This window comes from Streptodolium elevatio (assembly GCF_040649515.1).
Classification (GTDB): Bacteria; Actinomycetota; Actinomycetes; order Streptomycetales; family Streptomycetaceae; genus Yinghuangia; species Yinghuangia elevatio.
Genome location: NZ_JBEZFP010000047.1, coordinates 1 through 21,341 on the forward strand (window position 1 = coordinate 1; position 21,341 = coordinate 21,341).

Consider the following 21,341-nt stretch of genomic DNA (forward strand, 5'->3'; position numbering starts at 1 on the left):
CACCGATCGGTGCCCGGCCCTCGCCCGTCGTCCTGATCCGGCCCCGCTCCGGCCCGATCCGTCCCTGATTCGGCCCGATCCGACTCAGTGCCCCGAACCGCCGTCCTCCCTGGCCTGCTTCGGCATCAGGAACACGGCGCACCACGTGGCCGCCAGGACTCCGGCCATCACCAGCAGCGAGTTCGTGATGCCGTCGGTGAAGCCGGCCTGGACACTCGCGGCGCCGCCTTCGGCGTAGTGGAAGAACAGCGTGCCGAAGGCCGCGACGCCCACCGCGCCGCCGAGTTGCTGCACGGCGTTGAGCACGCCGGAGGCCGACCCGGTCTCCTCGAAGGACACCCCGGCGATCGCGATGTCGAAGAACGGCGCCATGATCAGGCCGACGCCGAGGCCGGTCACGGCGAGCGCGGGCGTCAGGCCCCATCCGGAGACCCCGGCCGGGTCGTGGTCGACGGTGTACCAGACGGCGAGCACGCCGAGGACCTGCACGAGCAGCCCCGCGTGGATCACCCGGCGGCCGAACTTCGGGGCGAGCAGGCCGCCGGAGAGTCCCGCGCCGACGGTGCAGGCGAGCGACCACGGGATGAGCGCGACCGCGGTGTCCGAGGCGCTCCAGCCGTGTCCCGCCTGCAGGTACACGGTGACGATCAGCATGAACGCGACCATGGTGCTGAAGAACAGCAGGCCGACCACGAGGGCGCTGGTGAAGGCGCGGTTGCGGAACAGGCTGAGCTCGACGAGCGTCGAGGCGCCCCCCGCACGGCGCCGCCGCTCGTGCCACACGAACAGCGCGAACGCCGGGAGTGCCGCGGCCATCGACACGAACGCCCAGGTCGGCCAGCCGGATTCGCGGCCCTGCACGAGCGGCAGGATGATCAGGACCATCGCCGTGCTGAGCAGCACCATGCCGGTCATGTCGAGGGTGACCGTACGCCGCGCGTCGACGCGGTCCCGCGGCAGCAGGCGCATCCCGGCCGCGAAGGCCGCGATGCCGATCGGCACGTTGACGAAGAAGATGGCGCGCCAGTCGGTGCCGAACAGGTCGGCGTCGACCAGGAACCCGCCGATGATCGGGCCGGCGACCGCGCCCAGGCCCATGACGGGGCCGAAGATGCCGAACGCGGCGGCCAGTTCGCCGGGCGGGAACATGTCACGCAGGAGGCCGAGCCCCTGCGGCACCATCATCGCCGCGGCCACGCCTTGCAGCGCTCGGTACGCGATCAGCGTCTCGGGCGAGGTGGCCAGGCCGCACAGGAGCGAGGTGGCGGCGAACGCCGCGGTGCCGACCAGGAACATCCGGCGCCGCCCGAACATGTCGCCGAGCCGGGCCCCGGTGATGAGCAGCATCGCGAACGCCAGGGTGTACGCCGCCGACATCCACTGGAGCTGGCTGTAACTGCCGCCGAGCGCTGACTCGATGCGGGGGCCCGCGACGCTGGTGATCGTGCTGTCCAGCAGGTCCATGAGCTCGGCGCCGAGGATGACGAAGAGCGCGAGCCAGCGCCACTTGTAGGGGGTGGCCCGTGGTGGCGCCTCGCCATCGGCGGCGCCGTGCACCCGCGGGTCTGCGGTCGTCACGTCGGTAGTGGTCACGGGATCCCCCTGGAGGAAGCGGTTCGCGAGCGGTCCGAACGCCGTTCGTCTTACGAACGCCGTTCGTTTACTACGAACACTGTTATAGGTACGAACAGTGTTCGCGTCAAGTACAGTGTTCGCACCGAGTCCCGGAGGTGATGTGGTGTCCGACGTTCCCGAGGTCCCGACGCCCGCGTGGCGCACGGCCCGCAAACCCGCGCGCGCACCGCGCAAGCCCCCGGTCACCGCGGAGGCGATCGTCGATGCGGCACTCGAGATCGTCGACACGGAAGGCCTCGAAGCCCTCTCCATGCGCGGGGTCGCGCAGCGCCTCGACACCGGGGCCGCGACGCTCTACGCCCACGTGCAGAACAAGGACGAACTGCTCGAACTGGTCCTGGACCGGGTGAACGGCGAAGTGCGGCTGCCCGAGCCCGACCCCGAGCGCTGGCAGCAGCAAGTGCGGGAGTCGGCACGGCAGATCCGGGACGTGTACGCGGCCCACAACGACCTCGCGAAGGCCAGCTTCGGCAAGGTCCCGACGATGCCGAACAGCCTCACCGCGATCGAGGGCATGCTCGCCCTGCTCAAGGCCGGGGACCTGCCCGACCGGGTCGTGTCGTGGGCCGCCGACCTGCTCGCCCTCTACACGACCTCGGCAGCGTTCGAGCAGGGGCTGCTGGGCCTGGAGGAGCGCCGGAACCCCGGGGCCACGGACAAGTACTTCCGGCAGCTCGGGGAGTTCTTCTTCGCCCTTCCGCCGGAACGATTCCCCACCCTGACCAGCATGCTCGCGTCGATGATCGAAGGCGACGGCGACGAGCGGTTCGACTTCGGGATCGACGTCATCACGCTCGGCCTGCGGGCGTACGCCGACCGCATGCTCGCCGAGAAGGCCGCGGAGGCCGGGGCGGAAGCCGGTGCGGCCGACGGTGAGGGCGCCGCCGCGACCGACCGACCCGCCACCGCCGCGGACGGCTCCACGAACTGACCGGGCGAACTCCCGTGCGGGCCGCCGCTACCCGCGCGACCGCACCGGCGCGGCGGTGCTGCCCACGGCCACCGCGCCGGTGCGCTTCGGCTCCGCGCGTACCGGGGTCAGGGCCGCGGCCGCGAGAGGGATGGCCGCGCAGATCCCGTACGCCGCGGCGTACCCCGGCCCGCCGATCACGATCGCGAACACCGGGGGCCCGACGGCCGCCGTCAGGTTCTGTGCGGTGTTCTGGATGCCCAGTGCGCGTCCCGCCCAGGCGCTGCCCGCGAGTTCGGCGACCGAGGTGAAGGCCACCCCGTTCCAGCACACCGTCGCCACGGACGCGACCAGCAGGGCGACGATCGCGGGCCACGAGCTCAGCCACGCGGCCAGCGCCAGGGCGGCGACGGCGGCGGAGTTGGCCAGCGAGAGCCTGCGCATGGGTATCAGCCGGGACCCCATGCGGTCCGACCACGCCCCCACGACCAGCCGGGAGACCGCCGCGACGCCCTGCACCGCGGCCAGCAGGCGGCCCGCCGACGTCGCCGTCCAACCGTGGTCCTGCACCAGGTAGTCCGCGGAGTAGGAGACCACCACGAACTGCGGTATCACCAGCAGCGCGCTCGCCGCGTGGATTCGGTAGAGCACCGGAGTGCCGTACGGCGAGCCCGACTTCGCGGCGCCCTCGACCGCGGCCGCGCGCGGCGGGTCGACGACGAACAGCGCGATCGCGATCCCGGCCAGCACGCAGAAGGCCAGAGGGAACAGCAGCGCCGCACCGAAGCCGTACGCGGTCCCGATCGGCGGCAGCACCAGCGCCGCCGCCACCATGCCCAGCGGCTGCGCCATCTGCCGTACGCCCATGGCGACTCCGCGTTGCTCCGGGCCGAACCAGCCCAGGACGACGCGCCCGCTCGCCGCGTTGACCGAGGCACTCGCCGCACCCGCGACGGCGAGCCACGAGCCCGTCCAGACGACTCCGTCGCCGGCGACCGCCAAGCCCATGGCGCCGCCCGCCAGCAGCAGACCGGAGGCCATGACGACGCGCTCGCCGAACCGGTCGGCGGCGGCACCCCACAGGACCAGGGTGCACATGAGCCCGATCGTCGGACACGTGACGAGAACGCCCGCGGACGTCAGCGACAGGCCCTCCTCGGCGCGCAACACCGGGACGAGGTAGGCGAGTCCGTAGAGGAACACGCACGACGCACACTGCGCGGTCATGCCGATGCCGAGCATCAGCCACCGCCGGTTCGAGTCCCCGCCTCCCGCAGTCATGCGCACCCCTCCCCCGCCGGACCACCCCGGCGGAACAGCATGCACATTACACCGAATCTCATGATTCGAGATCTGTTTCTCACATAGTGGATCAGCGTGCGCTCGGTGCGGCGCGTCGGACGCGGAATCGCCGGACACGGTGTGATCGTCGAACCGAACCCCCGCCGACCAGGAGGCCCCTCATGAGCAAGCCCGTCCCGACGTCCGACGCGACGGCCCCGTACGCCCCGACTCCCGGCCCACGCAACGCTCTTACCGATGTCCTTGGGCTCCGCGTCGGGCACGCGTCCTACACCGGTGACGGCGCCCTCACCGGGGTCACCGTCGTGCTCGCCCCGCCCGGCGGTGCGGTCGCGGCGGTCGACGTACGCGGCGGCGGCCCCGGTACACGCGAGACCGACGCCCTGGACCCGCGCAACCTCGTGCCGCGCATCGAGGCGATCGCCCTCACGGGTGGCAGCGCGTACGGACTCGACGCCGTGTCGGGCGTTGTCGCCTGGCTGGAGGACCAGGGCCGCGGGTTCCCCGTCGGCGAGGCCCCGCACGAGGTCGTCCCGGTGGTGCCCGCGGCCACCGTCTTCGACCTGGGCCGGGGCGGGGACTTCCGCCGCCGCCCGGACGCCGCGCTCGGCCGACTGGCCGTCGAGCGCGCCGCCGCCTCATCGGAAGGTGCGGCGGTGCCGACCGGCTGCGTCGGGGCCGGCGCCGGCGCGGTGGTAGGCGGACTCAAAGGCGGTGTGGGAACGGCGAGTTGCGTCCTGGAGGGCGGGGTGACGGTGGCAGCCGTCGCGGTCGTCAATGCGGCGGGGTCGGCCGTCGACCCGGTCGGCGGGCTGCCCTACGGCGTCGGCCTGGGCCTGCCCGGCGAGTTCCCGCTGTCCGCCCCCGAGCACGGCGAACACGCCGCCGCGCTCGACCGGTTCGCCGCGGACGGCCCGGACGGCGCCGCCGACGGCCCGCCGCCCCTGAACACGACCATCGCCGTCGTGGCGACAGATGCCGCACTGACGCGCGCTCAGGCCCACAAGATGGCCGGCACCGCACACGACGGCCTGGCCCGGGCGCTGCGCCCCGTACACACGCTCTACGACGGCGACACGGTCTTCGCGATGGCGACGGGCGCCAAACCGCTGCCGGCCGTGCCCGCCGACACCCCGTACGGAATCGACGCGGAGACGGCCGCGTTGGCCGCGATCCAGGCCGCGGCGGCGGACGTCCTGACCCGCGCGGTGGTCGACGGACTGCTTGCGGCGGAATCGGCGGAAATGGCCGCCGGGACGGTGCCTTCCTATCGCTCGCTGTATCCGAACGCGGCAGTCCGTTACCGTCCGCGCAACTGAATTCCCCACCCATGGCCCATCATTCCGGAGGGAACGGACGAATATCTCCAGTCCGGAATGCGCACCACCCGTACCAGCCGTCAAGATCAACAAAAAACGTCCGGTTAGCGTGCAGTGCACACGGACTTGCCGAGCCCATATCATCGGCCCGCAGCGATCGCATTTCCGGTTTCCCGTCGGGCGCTTCGTCGTTCGGCCGTCGACCCGTGATCTGCGTGCGCGGGGGACGAAGGCACGCCAACGATCTAGGAGGCTCGGTGAAATGGGGACGATCGACCATTTCTCGTCAGGACCCATCACCCCCGCACTCGCATATGTGATGTCGTGCATGGGCTCCGCGCTGGGCCTTCTGTGCACGTCGCGAGCGCGTGCCGCACAAGGCTGGGCCCGCGGCCGGTGGCTGGTACTCGCCGCCCTGTCGATCGGCGGAACCGGAATCTGGGTCATGCATTTCATCGCGATGCTCGGATTCTCGGTCGACGGAACTCCGATTCGCTACGAGGTGCGTCGCACGATCATCAGTCTGATCGTCGCGGTGGTCGTCGTCGGAATCGGCCTGACGATCGTGGGGTACGCGGGCAACCGCGTCGCCGCGCTGCTCCTGGGCGGCACGCTGACCGGCGGCGGGGTGGCCAGCATGCACTATCTCGGGATGTCCGCGATGTGGCTGCGCGGCTCGGTCGAGTACGACACCCTGATCGTCGCGCTCTCGGTGGGAATCGCGGTGGTCGCGGCCACCGCCGCATTGTGGATGGCATTCAACATCAGAGGCGCCGTGGCGACCACCGCGGCGGCTTTGATCATGGGCCTCGCGGTAAGCGGAATGCACTACACCGGAATGTCGTCGATGAGCGTCGACATGAGTGGCACGAGCGCCGCCTCGCACGGCGCCGATCCCGTGCAGTTCCTGGCCCCGTTGATCACCGGAATCAGCCTCTTCACGTTTGTCACGCTGTTCATCGTGGCGCTCTCCCCGACCGAGGAGGAAATGCGCGAGGAGGCCGAACTCGGCGCCCGGCTCACCAGATTGACCCAGGACCAGGTGATCCGCCGGCGTACCACCGTCCGGGCCGCCCGGCCCACTCGCCGGGCAGCCCGCCCGGCACCCCAGCCGCCCGGCCCGGACGACACCGTCGACGATTCCGTCTGGGGCCGTCCCGGATTCACCGCGCCGAACGTGCAGCGGCCCGACGGGAACGGAAACGGAATTCCGAATTCCCCGCCGAGGCGCGGCGGCCGGCCGATGCCGCAGCGCCGTCCCGGCGAGTCCCGGCCGCCGGGCGAAGGGCCCGGGACGCACGAGGACTTCTTCCGCAATCCGCGCCGATAGCGGGGCCGGGGGCGACGGGCCCTGCCGTCCCCTCGGCGGTCAACCGGACCGACCGCCGGACCGGCAGCCGGACCGGCAGCGGGCCGACAACCGGCCGACAGCCCGACCGGCAGCGGGCCGACAGTCGGACCGACCGCGAGTCCGGCACGGCGCGGACGGCCCTGCCGGGCGGCCCTTCTGACGATCCGTAACGCCCCGGACACGCCCGGGTGACGCACCCGCAACCCCTGCGTCGCAGGCTGTTCCGCAAACGATCCGGCCCCGGAGCGGAGCCCAGCAGGGGGAGGCAGGCGCATGCCCGAGCCGATGTCCGTCGTCGCGACAGCCCGCGCGCTGCGGGACGGCAGGACCACGTCCCTCGAACTCGTCGCGGCGGCACTGGAACGGGCCGACAGATTCGGCGTGCGCCTGGGCACGTTCGCCCACCGGCGCGACGACGAGGCGCTGTTCGAGGCGGAGCGCGCCGACGCCGACCGCGAGGCCGGCCGCGCCCGCGGACCGCTGCACGGCGTCCCGCTCGGCGTACGCGACCTGCTGGGCAGTTCCAGCGCCGTCGCCCGGCTGCGCGCCGCCGGGGCGATCGTGCTCGGCGCCACCACCGCGATGGAGTTCACCATCGGCCTGCCCGACCCCGGCCGCCCGACCCTGGTGCCGCGCAACCCGTGGAACCCCGCGACGTGGGCGGGCGGCGGCTGTTCGGGCACCGCGAACGGCGTGGCCGCAGGCATCTTCCCCGCCGGCGTCGGGGCGGACGGCGCGGCCGGCATCCGCATGCCGGCCGCGTTCTGCGGGGTGACCGGACTGCGCCCGACCAGCGGGCGGGTGCCGAGCCCGGTGGACGACGCGCGCGACGGCAGGCCGCTCGACCACATCGGTCCGGTGGCTCGGACCGCCGAGGACTGCGCCCTCATGCTGTCGGTCATGGCCGGGTACGACGCGGCCGACCACCGCTGCGCGGACCGGGCGGTCCCCGACTACCCGGCCCTGCTCACCGGCGACCTGGAGGGCGTCCGGGTCGGCGTGGACCCCTTGCTGCGGATCGGCGGCGACCTCGCCGACCCCGCGCTCGCGCTGCGCTTCGGCTCCGCGCTCGACGTGCTGGCCGCCGCGGGTGCGGTGATCGTCGACGTGGAACTCCCGTTCGTACGCAAGTTGTACGCCGCCGACATGCTCACCCTCGCGGCCGAGGCGCTGGCCCACCACGCCCCCGATCTGACCACCCGCTGGGAGGAGTTCGGCCAGGTGGGGCGCACGGCGTTCAGCACCGGAGCGTTCTACACGGCGGCGGACTTCGTACGCGCGCAGGCCGTGCGCCGCACCGGGCAGCGGGCCGTCAACGGCCTGCTGGACGAGGTGGACCTCGTCGTGACGCCGACCGCGACCGTCGGGGCGCCGCGCGTGGACACCCTCGATACCCCCGGGTTCATGGCGGTGTTCCGTTCGGCGGTGCACACGCCGTACTGGAGTGCGGTCGGCAACCCGACGCTGTCGGTGCCGATCGGTTTCGGCGACGGCGGGCTGCCGCTCGGGATGCAGATCTCCGGCCGGCCGTTCGACGAAGCCACCGTGCTGCGGGCCGGCGAGGCGTACCAGCGGCGGGCCGCATGGCACGACGAAGTTCCGGACATGCGCGGGAAGTTGGCCAGCATCCCGGCCGCCGCCTGAGCGCCCCGGGACGCCGCGCGCCGTCCGCGCGCCCGCGTACGCTCCCGTGGGCCGGGCGTACTATACGCCCGCGCACGGAGCATGCGGACGATTCCCGGCACTTTGCGGAAACAGCGCATCACGCGCGGTCACGCTGGTGACCGAGAGGAGGGCCGTGGTCCCCGCGAACGAGCGGGCACGCCGCGGCGCGAACCACCATGAACCACTTCACGTACGGCCCGCTCACCCCTGGTCTCGCGTTCCTGATGTCGTGCACGGGTGCCTGCCTGGGCCTCTTGTGCAGCGCTCGGGCCCAGGCCACCACCGGTGCGGTGCGTGCCCGTTGGCTCGCCTTGGCGGCCTTGTCGCTCGGCGGCACCGGAATATGGGTCATGCACTTCATCGCGATGCTCGGATTCAGCATCCCGGGACGCCAGGTCAGGTACGACATCCCGCTCACCCTCGCGAGCATGGCGCTGTCCGTCCTGGTGGTCGGCATCGGCCTCGCCCTGGCGATCGGCGGGGGCAGCCGCAACTCGACGCTGCTGGCCGGCGGGGCGATCACCGGCACGGGCGTGGGCGGCATGCACTACCTGGGGATGGCGGCGATGAAGACGTCGCAGCCCATCACGTACGACCCCCGGATCGTCGCGCTGTCGCTGGTCGTCGCCATCATCGCGGCAACGGCCGCACTGTGGGCGGCACTTCACGTCCGCGGGGTCAAGGCGACCGTCGCCGCGGTGCCGGTGATGGGGCTGGCGGTGACGGGCATGCACTACATCGGCATGTACGCGATGCGGGCCGGTGAGACCGCGCCGGGCAGCCGCGCGCTCGAGCACGTGCACGGCACCGAGCCGACGCAGTTCTTCGCCCCGATGATCACCGGCATCAGCCTCGTCACGCTGATCATCCTGGTGATCGTGGCGATCTGGCCGGACGTCGAACAGATGGCCGACGACCGGGACTTCGACATGCGGGTGAACCGCCTGACCGGGCCCCACCCCGGCGCTTAGCAAGTCCGCCGAACGCGCGTGCGGCCGCCGAACGCCCCGCGGCACCCGCACGCGCGAGGGTGTGCCCGCCGCCACCACCAGCCCGGCGGGCACACCCTCTCCCGTGCGCTCTGTACGCTCGGTGCGCTCACCGCACTCAGGGCTCTGAATGCGCCCGGTGCGCCGAACTCCCCGAGTCGTCCTGGTGCGCGCTCAGTCGTCGGCGAGCAGAGCGCCCAGGCGCTCGGTCGCCTCGACCCATTCCTGCACCATCGTCAGCACGACCTCCTGGGTCGGCCGGACGCGGTCGATGGCGCCCACGATCTGGCCCACCGGCCAGCCGTTCAGCTCCTTGTTCTTGGTCCGCGTGAAACGCCGTGCGGCCTTGTTGTAGATGAGGCCCTGGAGCGGCATCGGCAGCGGGTCGGGGTTGTTCTCGTCCTCCCACGCCTCGGTCCACGCGGTGCGCAGCTGGCGCGCGGGCTTCCCGGTCATGGACCGCGAGCGCACCGTGTCGGTGGACTTGGCCTCCAGCAGGTTCTGCACGGAAGTCTCGTGCGTGTCCGCCTCGGTGACGGTCAGCCAGATGCTGCCGGTCCACACGCCCTGGGCGCCGAGCGCGAGCGCGGCGGCCATCTGGCGGCCACCGCCGATGCCGCCCGCCGCGAGCACCGGGACGTCGGGGCCGACCACGTCGACGACCTGCGGGATGAGCACCATCGTGGAGATCTCGCCGCAGTGGCCGCCGGCTTCGGTGCCCTGTGCGACGACGACGTCGACGCCCGCCTCGACCTGCTTCTGCGCGTGCCGCGGGCTGCCGCAGAGCGCGCCGACCAGCACACCCGCGTCGTGGCACGCGTCGATGATGTCGGCGGGGGGCGGGCCCAGCGCGTTGACGAACATCTTGACGAGCGGGTGCTTGAGCGCGGTGTCGATCTGCGCCCGCGACTCCAGGTCGACGTTGAGGCCGGCGGCCTTGGCCGCCTTGCCTTCCAACTCCGGGGGCAGCGGCGGGATGTCGTGCGCCGCGAGGAGGTCGTCGACGAACTTCCAGTGGGCTTCCGGGATCAGCTTCTCGAGGTTCTCCGGCACGGCCGCGTCGCCGCCGCCCTTGCCGAGGTACTTCATCGGGATGGCGAGGTCCACGCCGTACGGCCGGCCGTCGACGTGCTCGTCGATCCAGGCGAGCTCGATCTCGAGCTGGTCCGGGCTGAACGCGAGGGCGCCGAGGACACCGAAGCCGCCCGCGCGGCTGACCGCGGCGACGACGTCCCGGCAGTGGGAGAACGCGAAGATCGGGAACTCGATCCCGAGCTTTTCGCAGATCGGTGGCTTCATGCGAAGAGCGTAGACAGGATGCTTGACCAATACAAGGTCAGGCATCCTTACAATTTGCCCGTGCCCGACGAGACGAACGGGCCGGACCGCATCCCACGCGCGGTCCGGCCCGTCGTCGCCGTGCGGATCAGCTCGACGGGAGCTGCGAGCCGACCGCCCACATCGCGAAGTACTGCGCGGCGGCACCGTACGCCTGCGCGAGGGCCACCCGCGCGCCGTCCACCTGGTGCTCGCCCGCGGCTCCGCGGACCTGGAGCGCCGCTTCGAGGAAGCGGAGCATGCCGGACGCCCCGATCGGGTTCGACGACAGCACGCCGCCCGACGGGTTGACCGGGAAGGAGCCGTCGAACGCGGTCTCGCCGCGGTCGACCATCTTCCAGCCCTCGCCCACCGGCGCGATGTCGTGGCCCTCCAGCCACATCGGCTCGTACCAGGAGAACGGCACGTACAGCTCGGCGACGTCGATCTGGTTGCGCGGGTCGGTGATCCCGGCCTGCTTGTAGACGTCCCACGCGCAGTCGACGCCCGCCTGCGGGCGGATCGGGTCGCGGCCGTTGAACGACGACGGCTCCGAGCGCATCGACGTGCCCAGCACCCACGCCGGCGGCCTGCCGTCGGCCTCCGCCGCGAGCCCGCCGGCCTTGTCGGTGAGCACGATCGCGCCGGCGCCGTCCGACGACGGGCACGACTCCAGGAAGTGCAGCGGGTCCCACATCATGGGCGACTCGCGCACCTTGTCGATGGAGATGTCCTTCAGGTGCAGGTGCGCGTACGGGTTGCGCAGCGCGTTCTGCCGGTCCTTGACCGCGACCTGCCACCCGATGTGCTCGGGCGCCCCGGACTTGCGGATGTACGCGCGGATCCACGGCGCGAACGCACCGCCGGCGCCGATCGAACCGGACTTGCCGCCGCCGAGGCCGAACTGCGCGTTGCCCTCGGACTGCTTCTCCCACGCCACCGCGAGCACGCGCTTGTGCACGCGCGAACTCACCAGGTGCGACGCCACGATGGCGGTCGAGCCGCCCACCGAACCGGCGGTGTGCACGCGGAAGACCGGCTTGCCCGCGCCGCCGAGTGCGTCGGCGAGGTAGAGCTCGGGCTTCATGACGCCCTCGAAGATGTCCGGCGCCTTGCCGATGACGACCGCGTCGATGTCCGACCACGTCATCTGGGCGTCGTCGAGCGCGCGTTGCGCGGCCTCGCGGACCAGGCCGGCGATCGACAGGTCGTCGCGGCGCTTCTTGTGCTTCGTCTGGCCGATGCCGACCACTGCGACAGGCTCGTGCCCCATCAGACGTCACCTTCCAGAATGCACACCAGGTTCTGCTGCAACAGCGGACCCGAAGTCGCGTGGGCCAGCGTGCGGTTGCGACCGCCGGACAGGATCTGCTCGGCCGCCTCGGCGATGCGGACCAGACCGGTCGCCATCAGCGGGTTGCCGGTCAGCGGGCCGCCCGACGGGTTGACCACGACGTCGTCGGCAAGGCCCAGAGCCTGCCGCAGGACGACCTCCTGCGACGTGAACGGGGCCATCAGCTCCGCCACTTCCACCCCCGCCACGCCGCCGGCCTTCTCCGCGGCCAGGCGCGTCGACGGCGAGTCGGTCAGGTCGCGCAGCGCCGGGTTGTGCACCTCGCTGCGGTGGTCGAGGCCGGTGATCCAGGCCGGGCGGGCCACCAGTTCGCGGGCGCGCCGGGCGGTCGCCATCACCACGCAGGACGCGCCGTCCGAGATGGGCGGCAGGTCGCTCTTGCGCAGCGGCGAGCGCAGGTACGGCTCGGCGAGCAGCTTGTCGACGTCGGTCTCCGCCGAACGCAGCTGCTGCTTGGGGTTGTTCGCCGCGTCGCGCCGCGAACGCGCGGAGATCTCCGCGAGTTCGCGCTCGGTGGTCTTGCCCGACTCGATCAGCTGCCTGGCCTGGAGGGCCGCCAGCGACACCGGGTCCGGGCCGAGCGGGGCCAGGTAGTAGGGGTCGAGTTCGAGCGGGTAGATCTCCGCCGGGTCGCCGGTCGACGACTTGCCGGAGCCCAGCGCGACGGCGATCTCGACGTCGCCGTGCTGCATGCGGACCCACGCCTCGTACAGCGCCCAGGCGCCGTCCATCTCGACGTGCGACTCGTGGATCGGCGGCCAGGCGCCCATCGCGTCGAGGTTCGGCACGAACGAGAAGGTGCCGCCGGAGATGTAGTCGCACGAACCCTGGCAGCTGAAGCCGACGTCCGAGCGCTTGAGCCCGACCTTGCCCAGTGCCTCGTCGACCACCGAGATGAGCATCTCGGTCTCGCTGAGCTCGTTGCGGCGTACGGAGGGGAGGTACGCGGTCGAGACGACCGCGATGTCTGTGTCGTTACGCACGATGCCTGTCTCCTGAGTGGCCACGGTCAGAACACCCGGTTCAAGAACTGCTCGGCGGGCAGGTCGGGTTCGCCGGTCGGCAGCCAGCCCTCGATGAAGCCGGCCACGGTGCCCCAGCCCTTGCTGGTGATCTCGGCGGCGTCGCGCTGGGCGTCCGGGAACCACTGCGCCTTGACGCGCATGCCCACCCGGATCTCGCCCACCGGGATGCCGATGATCTGCTGCTGCGCGATGACCATCTCGTCGCCGTCCAGGACCACCGAAGCGCGCGCGAACGGCTCGGTCTCCTTCTGGCCGGGGTACGGAGTCGGGGTCACGATGGTGTAGTTCGACACCGTGCCGACGTCCGGCAGCGTCTCCTCGAGCTCGGGGCCGAGGATCAGCGCGTCCACCGAGCAGTAGCCGCGGCCGAGGAAGACGCGGTTGCACTTGGGGCAGCGCTGGCCGGTGATGACGCCCGCGCGCATGCTCGCCGCGTACCGCTCCAGCGTCGGCGAGAGCACGTCGGTGTAGGTGATCGTGGAGAAGAAGTCCATGGTCTGGACGTCCTGCGCCTCGCCCGCGGCCGGCCCCTCGGGGGTCTCGCCGGGGATGAACGCCACGATGTCGTCGATACGGCCCACCGGTTCGTCGCGCCAGCGCGGCACGACGCGCATGCCGGTCGACACCGCGTCCTCGCTGCCCGCGTCCAGCACGTGCAGCAGGTTGGTGTCGGCGCCGTCCAGCTTGACCAGCGCGTACGCGAACGGCCGGTCGAGCGGGTGGTGCTTGCCGGGCTCGGCGACCCAGGTCCAGGACACCACGGTCCCGGCCGGGCCGACCTCGACGAAGTCCGGCTCCAGTTGGTTGCCGGTCTCCGGGTCGTATTCCATCGGCGGCACGATGACCCGCTCGCCGCTGCGGATCCCGACGATGCGCTGCGCGGTCAGCTCCGAGAAGAACCGGCTGATGACCGGTCCGAGCGTGCGCTTGTACGGGAACTGGATGGTGCTGCTTGTCTGTGTCGACACGCGGTCGTCCTCTCGGCGCTGGGCTGATCGGCGATGCTGCTGGTCTGCTGGGGCTCGGGCTCGGGCTCGGGCTCGGGGCTCGGGGCTCGGGGCTCAGGGCCCGGGGGCCGTTGGTTCGGGTGCTCAGGTGGCCTGCGCCGCGACGCGCGAAGCCCAGGCGTAGTCCGCCTTGCCGACGTTGGTGCGGCCGATCTCCTCGGTCAGGACGACCGCCCGCGGGACCTTGTAGCCGGCGAGCAACGAGCGGCAGTGCTCCGCCAGTTCGTCGTACGAGGGGGCGGCGCCCTCGCGCGGTGCGACGACCCCGACCACGCGCGCGCCCCAGCGCTCGTCGGGTACGCCCACCACGATGCAGTCGAACACGTCCGGGTGCGCCTTGAGCGCGGACTCGACCTCTTCGGGGTAGATCTTCTCGCCGCCGGAGTTGATGCAGACGGAGCCGCGGCCGAGCATGACGATCGCGCCGTCGGCCTCGATCATCCCGAAGTCGCCCGGCACGACGTAGCGCACGCCGTCCACCACCGGGAAGGTGGCGGCGGTCTTGACCTCGTCCTTCCAGTAGCCGAGCGGGATGTGCCCGGACCGCGCGATCTTGCCGACCACGCCCGAGCCGGGCTCGACCGGACGCATGGACTCCAGGTCCAGCACGGTGACCTGAGGACCCATCAGGAACCGCGGCGCGTTGCCGGCCGCGTCGTCCTTGTCGACGGTCTCCTTCTTGACGCCGCTGCCGCCGGCACCCAGTTCGGAGCTGCCGTAGCTGTCGTTGATCATCAGGTGCGGCACGACGGCCTTCAGCTCGTCCTTGACGGCCTCGGAGAGCACCGCGCCGCCGGAGCCGATGACGTACAGCTTCGAGAGGTCGTGGTCGCCGGCCTTCGCCGCGTCCGCGAGCGGGCGGCCCATGGCGTCGCCGACGATCTGGATCGAGGAGACCTGCTCGCGCTCCGCGATGCCGAGCAGCCGGGCGGCGTCGTACTTGCGGTCCGTGTAGAGCACGATGCGGTTGCCGGCCAGCAGCCCGCCGATCGCGAACCACTGCGCGGCGCCGTGCATGAGCGGTGCGGCGGGCATGAAGGTCAGCCGGAAGTCGCGCTCGGCGTTGCGGGTGATCTCGGCGGGCGCCGCGATGGGCGTACCCGGCCAGCCGCCTCCGCCCATCGCGCCGAAGAAGATGTCCTCGTGGCGCCACATCGTGCCCTTCGGCATGCCGGTGGTGCCGCCGGTGTAGACGATGTAGCGGTCGTCGGCGCTGCGCGCCCCGAACCCGCGCTCCGGCGAGGCGGCGGCCAGGGCCTCCTCGTAGTCGACCGCACCCGGGACGTCCTCGACGTCGGGCTGGTCGTCGGCGATCGAGACGAACGTCTTGAGCGCCGGGAACTCCCCGGCCACGGCCGCCAGCCGGTCCGCGTAACCGCGCTCGTAGACCATCGCCACCAGGTCGGCGTCGCCCAGCAGGTACTGGAGCTCCGCCTCGACATAGCGGTAGTTGATGTTGACCGGCACGGCGCGGATCTTCCACGCGGCGAGCAGCGTCTCCACGAACTCGGCGCGGTTGAAGCTGTAGACGCCGATGTGGTCGCCCGGTCCCACCCCCGCCGCGGCGAGGTGGTGGGCAAGTCTGTTCGCCCGCTCGTCGAGTCGGCGGTACGTCCGTCGCTGATCGCCTGCGACAAGCACCTCGGTGTCGCCGCCCGCGTCCGCGAGCAGCTCCCAGAGGTCGGCGAGATTGAAGTCGGCCACGGCCGCACGATAGGTAAGGTTCCTTGACGACGTCAATGGTTATGGAAAACGCGTAGTCGTGACGATCCCCACCCGCGGCCCGCCCAGAGGGCGGCACGGCGGGCCACCCCGGGACCTTGTCCCGACCTCCCGCCGGCCATGCGGCGGCGCCGTGCAGCGCGGCGCTCACACAGGGCCGGGCGGCCGGCTCCCGGCGTCGAACCCGATGGCCTCGAAGCCCAGCTCGGGGATCCCCAGATCCGCCCGCATGGCATCGGACGTGGCCTGCACGGCGCGGAAGAACGACAGCTGCGCGGTGAGGTACGGGGCGTCCAAGAGGGTGGCGCCGTCCGCCGGCGCGTCGCGGATATCGCGGCGGTGGTCCGGCTGGACCACCGCCGCGGGCGCGTCAGTCGAAGGTGAGCGGGACGACCTCGAAGGAGGCGGCGTAGCGGGTGCCCAGGCGTGTGCCGGCGCCCCGGGCGAAGCCCTCCAGCCACTCGGACGCGTCGGCCATGTTCCCGGCCGAGCCGCCGAGGCCGGCGAGGTAGGCGGCATGGGCCTCCAGCGAGGCCACGCCGCGCTCGAAGGTGGCGGTGGTGTCGACGGCGTGCGCCGCGTCCGGGGATCCGGCGGCCCAGATCTGCCGGACGCCGTTCCACGGCTCCAGGCCCGCGGACTCGGCGAGCTCGCGGAAGATCCAGCGGTTGCCCGCGTCGCGGACGCCGTCCAGGACGGCCCGGCCGGTGGCGATGTGGTCGGCCTGGTTGGGGACCGCACCGCCGTACGTCTCCCGCCAGTTGCCGGTGATGACGATGTCCGGGCGGTGCCGGCGGACCACGCGCGCGACCTCGCGGCGCAGCGGCAGCCCGTACTCCAGCACGCCGTCCGGGTAGCCGAGGAACTCCACGACGTCGACGCCGACGATCCGCGCCGAGGCGATCTGCTCGGCCTCGCGCAGCGGCTTGGCCTCGTCCGGGTGCATGCCGTCGATGCCGGCCTCGCCGCTGGTGACCATGACGTACACGACGTTCTTGCCCTGGTCGGTCCAGCGGGCGACGGCCGCGGCGGCGCCGTATTCCATGTCGTCCGGGTGCGCGACGATCGCCACGGCGGTCGACCAGTCCTCGCGGAGCGGCTCGAAGGGCGGCGGGGGTGTGAAGTCGGCCATGGGGATCCCCTTGCGGTGAGGAACGAAGTCTGCGGAACGGTATGTCTCAGGAGACTTTATGGGGGCCTCCGTCATTGTGTCGGACGATTTGTCCGCGCGGCGCGCGGGCGATCACCGAAGGCCTCTTGGACCGGACACCAAAACGTGACGGGGAATTCCCCCGTGATCGCTTTTCCGTCCCACGCGCCACATGTAGCGTCATCGGATCCACCCCCATTCGCGCGCTCAACGCTGTCATTGCGCGAGTACGAGGAGTAGTCCCATTAGCAGTCCAATAGTCAGCCACCGCCGTCCGCGTGTGCGTAGATCAATACGCCACCTGCTCATCGCCGTGGCCATCGTCCTGGCCGTCACGGCGTCCGTCCTCGGCTATTCGATGGCCCAGAAGAGCGAGGCCGCGCAGACTCTGCCCGCGGGCTTCTCGATACGCGAAATGCCCAGCGGCCAGCAGTCCCTGCCGACCGATATCGCGTACACACCGGACGGCGGCTATATATCTGCCGCAAAGTCCGGACACCTCGCTTATGTCGCCCCCACCGGTGAAGTGACGCCGCTCGGCGACCTTCCGGTCCGCGACGACCAGGACCTCGGCCTGACCGGTATCGCGGTGGCCCCGGATTTCGCGGCCTCGGGCTTTCTCTACGTCGCCCGCACGACAGACACCAGCGTGATGCGCCTCGGCCGTTTCACCGTGCAGTTCTCCGCCGGCGCGGACCCGAAGCCGGTCGGCCTCGGCACCGAGAAGGTGCTCCTGGAGACCCCGGCGCGCACCGCGGTGCACGGCATCAGCGGGGTGGAGGCGGCCGCCGACGGCACGGTATGGGTGAGCATCGGCGACTCCGCCGACTTCATCCGCGTCGACCCGCTGGCGCTCGACGCGCAGAAGCTGGACAGCCCGTACGGCAAGCTCCTGCACATCACCAAGGACGGCGCGGGCGTCGCCACGAACCCGTACTACAAGGCCGCCACGCCGAACTCCTGGAGCAGCAAGGTCTACGCGAAGGGCTTCCGCAGCCCGTTCCGCTTCACCCTCGACCCGGTCACCGGCGCGCCCATGGTCGGCGACGTCGGCTGGAACTGGTGGGAAGAGATCAACATGGTCAAGGCCGGGGACAACCTCGGCTGGCCGTGCTGGGAGGGCGACGACACCGCGGGCGGCTACCGCGACCTGCCCGGCTGCTTCGGGGTGACGGCGACCAAGCCGCTGCACACGTACAGCCACAACGGCAAGAACGCGAGCGTCACCGGCGGCATCGTCTACACCGGGACCTCGTACCCCGAGCAGTACCGCGGCTCGTACTTCTTCGCCGACTACGCACTGCAGACCGTCAGCAACATGAAGCTGCGCGACGCGCAGGGCAAGCTGCTGCCGGCGCCCGTGCCGACGGTCTTCAGCCGCGAGACGGTGCCGATGCAGCAGGGCGGCGGCAACTGCATCGTGAAGTTCACCGCGGCCCCCAACGGCGACCTGGTGATGGTCGACATCTGCTCGAACGTCGTCAAGCGCCTGGTGTACGAGGGCGGCAACCGCGCCCCGGTCGCCAAGGCCACCACGACGGTCGAACCGGCAACGCTCACCGTGCAGTTCGACGCGTCCGCGACCACGGACCTGGACGGCGACGTGCTCACCTACGCGTGGGACTTCGGCGACGGCGAGAAGGGCACCGGGGTCACCGCGAGCCACCGGTACGCGGAAGCGGGGGACTACACGGCGACGCTGACCGTCAAGGACCCCGGCGGGAAGAGCGGCACGTACAAGCTCAAGGTGGTGCCGGCCAACCACGCGCCCACCATCGAATGGGTCTCGGCCCCGGCCGAGGACCACAAGTTCAAGGTGGACGAGGCGCTGGTCATCAAGGCGCAGGCCACCGACGCGGACGAACTCGCGGCCGACGGCACGCCGACACCGCTCACGGTCCGCTGGGAATCGGTGATGTTCCACTGCTACGGGGGCGGTTGCCACTCGCACCCGAGCAAGGCGTACACCGGTCCCGAGTACAACGTGCCGTTCGAGGACCACGGCGACGACACGCACATGCAGATCACCGCGTTCGTGACGGACGCGAAGGGCGTGACGACGCAGCGCTCCTACAAGGCGTGGCCGAAGCTGATGAACCTCACCGTCCGGTCGACCTCCCCGGCCGCGGTGACCATCAACTCGCGGGACGCGCAGACCGTCCCGGTCACCGTCGGCTCGAAGTTGTCGCTGGTCGCGGCGGAGACCGCGATCGACGGCGTGGCGACGTTCAAGTCGTGGGGCGACGGCGGGGCGCGCGTGCACGACATGACGATGCCCGACCGCGACGTGGAGCTGACCGTCACGTACGAGACGCCGATCGACAAGCGCCTCGCGACGGACAAGCCGGCGGCCGCCAAGTTGGGGGCGCCGCTGGGCGCCGAGACCGGCAACGGCACGCTGCGCACCCGCGAGTTCCAGGGCGGCCGCATGTACTGGACGCCGCAGTCCGGCGCGCACATCGTCGAGGGATTGATCCTGACGAACTACCTGGCCAACGGCGGCCCGGCCACCATGGGCGCACCGACCACCGACGAGCTCACGACGGCGGACGGCGTCGGCCGGTACAACCGGTTCGAGTACGGCGCCGCGACCTACTGGACGCCGCAGACCGGCGCCCACTCGGTGTTCGGCGCGATCTACACCAAGTGGGCCGAACTCGGCCTGGAGCGCGGCCCGTTGGGGTACCCGACGACCGACGAAATGGGCACCGTCAAGCCCGGCGGCCGGTACAACTACTTCCAGAACGGGTCGATCACCTGGTCCGGCTGGACGGGGGCGCACGCCGTGTACGGCGCGATCCTGACCAAGTACGGCGAGCTGAAGTGGGACTGGGGAGTCCTCGGGTTCCCGCGGACCGACGAACTGCCCACCGCACGTCCGGGCGGCCGCTTCAACGACTTCGAGGGCGGCACCATCGTGTGGTCGCCGGGCACCGGTGCCCAGATGGTGATGGGTGCGATCCACACCAAGTGGGGTGAGTACGGCTGGGACAACGGCCGCCTCGGCTTCCCCACCAGCGGCGAGACCGCCACCCCGAAGGTGTACGGCCGCTTCAACGCCTTCCAGTTCGGCCTCGTGTACTGGTCGCCGTCCACCGGCGCGCATGCCGTCTACGGCGCCATCCAGACGCGCTATGCGCAACTCGGCTGGGAGAACTCCTACCTCGGGTTCCCGACGAGTGAGGAGTTCGGCGTACCCAACGGGCGGCGCCAGAACTTCCAGAAGGGCTACGTGGTCTGGGACGCCAGGACCGGGGCGGTGGTGGACCGCAGGAACTGACGTGACCCGTGCCGCCCCCTCGGGGCGGCACGGGCGTCGGCCAGGTGCGTGACGGGCGGGCGGTGCGGCGCGGGGTGATCCTCGTCGTACCGCCCGCCCGTCTTTGCTGGCAGCATCGAGGGCATGACGTCGATCGATCTGACGAATGACACGCTGTTCGACCCCACGGTGCCCGCGCCTCCGGTGGTCGACGTCGCGACCTACGGCTTCGAGGGGCGCCTCGACGCCCTGGCGGACGACTGGTCCGCGGACGCCCGCTATTGGGAGTACACCAAGGCGGCGAACCCGATCGGCGCCGGTTTCACGACCGAGGTCCCGGCGGTGGTGTTCCCGGCCGCACTACACGGCGACGGGCCGTCGCGGGCGATCCCGCTCGACCTCGCCGAACCGATGCGCGTGGAAGGCGGCCCGGCGACCAGTCCCGCGCTGCTGGCGAGCTTCGTCCGCGTCAACCGCGGCGACCGGCTGGCACTCGCCGTCAACGCGACTTCACAGCTCTACTACGTGATGTACGGGCGCGGCACGTCGGTGGTCGGCGGCCGCGTGGCCCGGTGGGAGAAGGGCGACTTCATCGTCCTGCCCGCGGTGGGCGAGGTCGTGCACCACGCCGACGCGGACACCGTCATGTACTGGGTGCACGACGAGCCGTTGCTGCGCTACCTCGGAGTGCGGCCCGACGGCCCGAAGTTCCGTCCCACCAAGTTCTCGCGCGAGCGCGCGGTCGCCGAGTTGGACGCGATCGCCAACGCGCCCGGGGCGAACGCCAAGAACCGGGTGAGCGTGCTGCTCAACAACGCCGGGCAGGACCAGACGCTGACCGTCACGCACGTGCTGTGGGCGATGTTCGGCCTGCTGCCCGTCGGGCAGATCCAACGCCCGCACCGGCACCAGTCGGTGGCACTGGACCTGATCCTGGACTGCCGGCCGGGCTGCTACTCGCTGCTGGGCGACCGGTTGGACGAGCGCGGCGAGATCGTCGACCCGGTGCGCGTGGACTGGGAGCCGGGCGGCGCGTTCGTCACGCCTCCGGGCAAGTGGCATGCGCACCACAACGAATCGGGTGCGCCCGCCCACCTGATCCCGATCCAGGACGCGGGCCTCCAGACGTACCTGCGCAGCCTGGACATCCGCTTCACGGACCGCAAGTAGCGGGCGCTGGACGCGCGAACGCCGCAGGCCCGCCGCGACCCCGGTACGAGGATCGCGACGGGCCTGCGGCGTGCCCGGCGGATCGCGGAAACAGGGGTATCCGCGTTCCGCCGTCGTCCCGCGTCCGGCCGTCCCCCGGTCGCGGGTGGTCCTGGTCGGCCCGAAG

General features: G+C 71.4%; 16 protein-coding genes. 7 read left to right on the top strand and 9 right to left on the bottom strand.

All coding sequences use genetic code 11. The features are described 5' to 3' along the window. Positions 1 to 84: 84 nt before the first annotated feature. The gene (locus AB0C36_RS19245) at positions 85 to 1,593 is read right to left on the bottom strand and encodes an MFS transporter (protein WP_358355549.1); all 1,509 of its coding nucleotides are present in this window, start codon (positions 1,591 to 1,593) and stop codon (positions 85 to 87) included. 145 nt (positions 1,594 to 1,738) lie between these two features. Between AB0C36_RS19245 and AB0C36_RS19250 the strand changes: the two genes are divergently transcribed. Then, positions 1,739 to 2,566 carry a TetR/AcrR family transcriptional regulator gene (locus AB0C36_RS19250; protein WP_358355551.1) on the top strand — a complete coding sequence of 276 codons (828 nt, stop codon included), beginning with the start codon at positions 1,739 to 1,741 and terminating at the stop codon, positions 2,564 to 2,566. A 27-nt stretch (positions 2,567 to 2,593) separates the two neighbouring features. On the opposite strand, the gene AB0C36_RS19255 is transcribed toward AB0C36_RS19250, so the two are convergent. After that, positions 2,594 to 3,826: an MFS transporter gene (locus AB0C36_RS19255; RefSeq protein ID WP_358355553.1), complete on the bottom strand. Its 1,233-nt coding sequence runs from the start codon at positions 3,824 to 3,826 to the stop codon at positions 2,594 to 2,596. Positions 3,827 to 4,008: 182 nt separating this feature from the next. Between AB0C36_RS19255 and AB0C36_RS19260 the strand changes: the two genes are divergently transcribed. The 4 genes from AB0C36_RS19260 (at position 4,009) to AB0C36_RS19275 (ending at position 9,153) form a co-directional block, all read left to right on the top strand. Continuing rightward, positions 4,009 to 5,166, top strand: a complete 1,158-nt coding sequence (locus AB0C36_RS19260) for a P1 family peptidase (RefSeq protein WP_358355555.1) — start codon at positions 4,009 to 4,011, stop codon at positions 5,164 to 5,166. Between the two features lie 109 nt (positions 5,167 to 5,275). Next, the gene (locus AB0C36_RS19265) at positions 5,276 to 6,496 is read left to right on the top strand and encodes an MHYT domain-containing protein (protein WP_358355557.1); all 1,221 of its coding nucleotides are present in this window, start codon (positions 5,276 to 5,278) and stop codon (positions 6,494 to 6,496) included. Positions 6,497 to 6,790: 294 nt separating this feature from the next. Then, complete coding sequence (locus AB0C36_RS19270; RefSeq protein ID WP_358355559.1) at positions 6,791 to 8,161, top strand: amidase; 1,371 nt, start codon at positions 6,791 to 6,793, stop codon at positions 8,159 to 8,161. Positions 8,162 to 8,358: 197 nt separating this feature from the next. Beyond that, on the top strand, positions 8,359 to 9,153 hold the full coding sequence (locus AB0C36_RS19275; protein ID WP_358355561.1) for an MHYT domain-containing protein: 795 nt from the start codon (positions 8,359 to 8,361) through the stop codon (positions 9,151 to 9,153). Between the two features lie 192 nt (positions 9,154 to 9,345). On the opposite strand, the gene AB0C36_RS19280 is transcribed toward AB0C36_RS19275, so the two are convergent. From AB0C36_RS19280 to AB0C36_RS19310, 7 genes are all read right to left on the bottom strand, one after another. Then, positions 9,346 to 10,470, bottom strand: a complete 1,125-nt coding sequence (locus tag AB0C36_RS19280; RefSeq protein ID WP_358355563.1) for a nitronate monooxygenase — start codon at positions 10,468 to 10,470, stop codon at positions 9,346 to 9,348. Between the two features lie 127 nt (positions 10,471 to 10,597). Next, entirely contained in the window at positions 10,598 to 11,761 is a 1,164-nt protein-coding gene (locus tag AB0C36_RS19285; protein WP_358355565.1) for a thiolase family protein, read from the bottom strand. Continuing rightward, positions 11,761 to 12,825: a thiolase family protein gene (locus AB0C36_RS19290; RefSeq protein WP_358355566.1), complete on the bottom strand. Its 1,065-nt coding sequence runs from the start codon at positions 12,823 to 12,825 to the stop codon at positions 11,761 to 11,763. The genes AB0C36_RS19285 and AB0C36_RS19290 overlap by 1 nt, the downstream gene beginning before the upstream one ends. 26 nt (positions 12,826 to 12,851) lie before the next feature. Then, entirely contained in the window at positions 12,852 to 13,835 is a 984-nt protein-coding gene (locus AB0C36_RS19295) for a Zn-ribbon domain-containing OB-fold protein (RefSeq protein ID WP_358355568.1), read from the bottom strand. Positions 13,836 to 13,958: 123 nt separating this feature from the next. Continuing rightward, a complete protein-coding gene (locus tag AB0C36_RS19300; RefSeq protein ID WP_358355570.1) occupies positions 13,959 to 15,578 on the bottom strand; it encodes an acyl-CoA synthetase in 1,620 nt (539 codons plus the stop codon). Positions 15,579 to 15,743: 165 nt separating this feature from the next. After that, positions 15,744 to 15,953 carry a hypothetical protein gene (locus AB0C36_RS19305; protein WP_358355572.1) on the bottom strand — a complete coding sequence of 70 codons (210 nt, stop codon included), beginning with the start codon at positions 15,951 to 15,953 and terminating at the stop codon, positions 15,744 to 15,746. A gap of 13 nt (positions 15,954 to 15,966) precedes the next feature. Beyond that, positions 15,967 to 16,728 (bottom strand): PIG-L deacetylase family protein, encoded by a 762-nt coding sequence (locus AB0C36_RS19310; protein ID WP_358355573.1) that lies wholly within the window; start codon positions 16,726 to 16,728, stop codon positions 15,967 to 15,969. 298 nt (positions 16,729 to 17,026) lie between these two features. On the opposite strand from AB0C36_RS19310, the gene AB0C36_RS19315 reads away from it, so the two are divergent. Together AB0C36_RS19315 and AB0C36_RS19320 are read left to right on the top strand one after the other, a co-directional pair. Continuing rightward, a complete protein-coding gene (locus tag AB0C36_RS19315) occupies positions 17,027 to 20,026 on the top strand; it encodes a PQQ-dependent sugar dehydrogenase (protein ID WP_358355575.1) in 3,000 nt (999 codons plus the stop codon). A gap of 123 nt (positions 20,027 to 20,149) precedes the next feature. Then, the gene (locus tag AB0C36_RS19320; RefSeq protein ID WP_358355577.1) at positions 20,150 to 21,175 is read left to right on the top strand and encodes a cupin domain-containing protein; all 1,026 of its coding nucleotides are present in this window, start codon (positions 20,150 to 20,152) and stop codon (positions 21,173 to 21,175) included. Positions 21,176 to 21,341 lie beyond the last annotated feature (166 nt).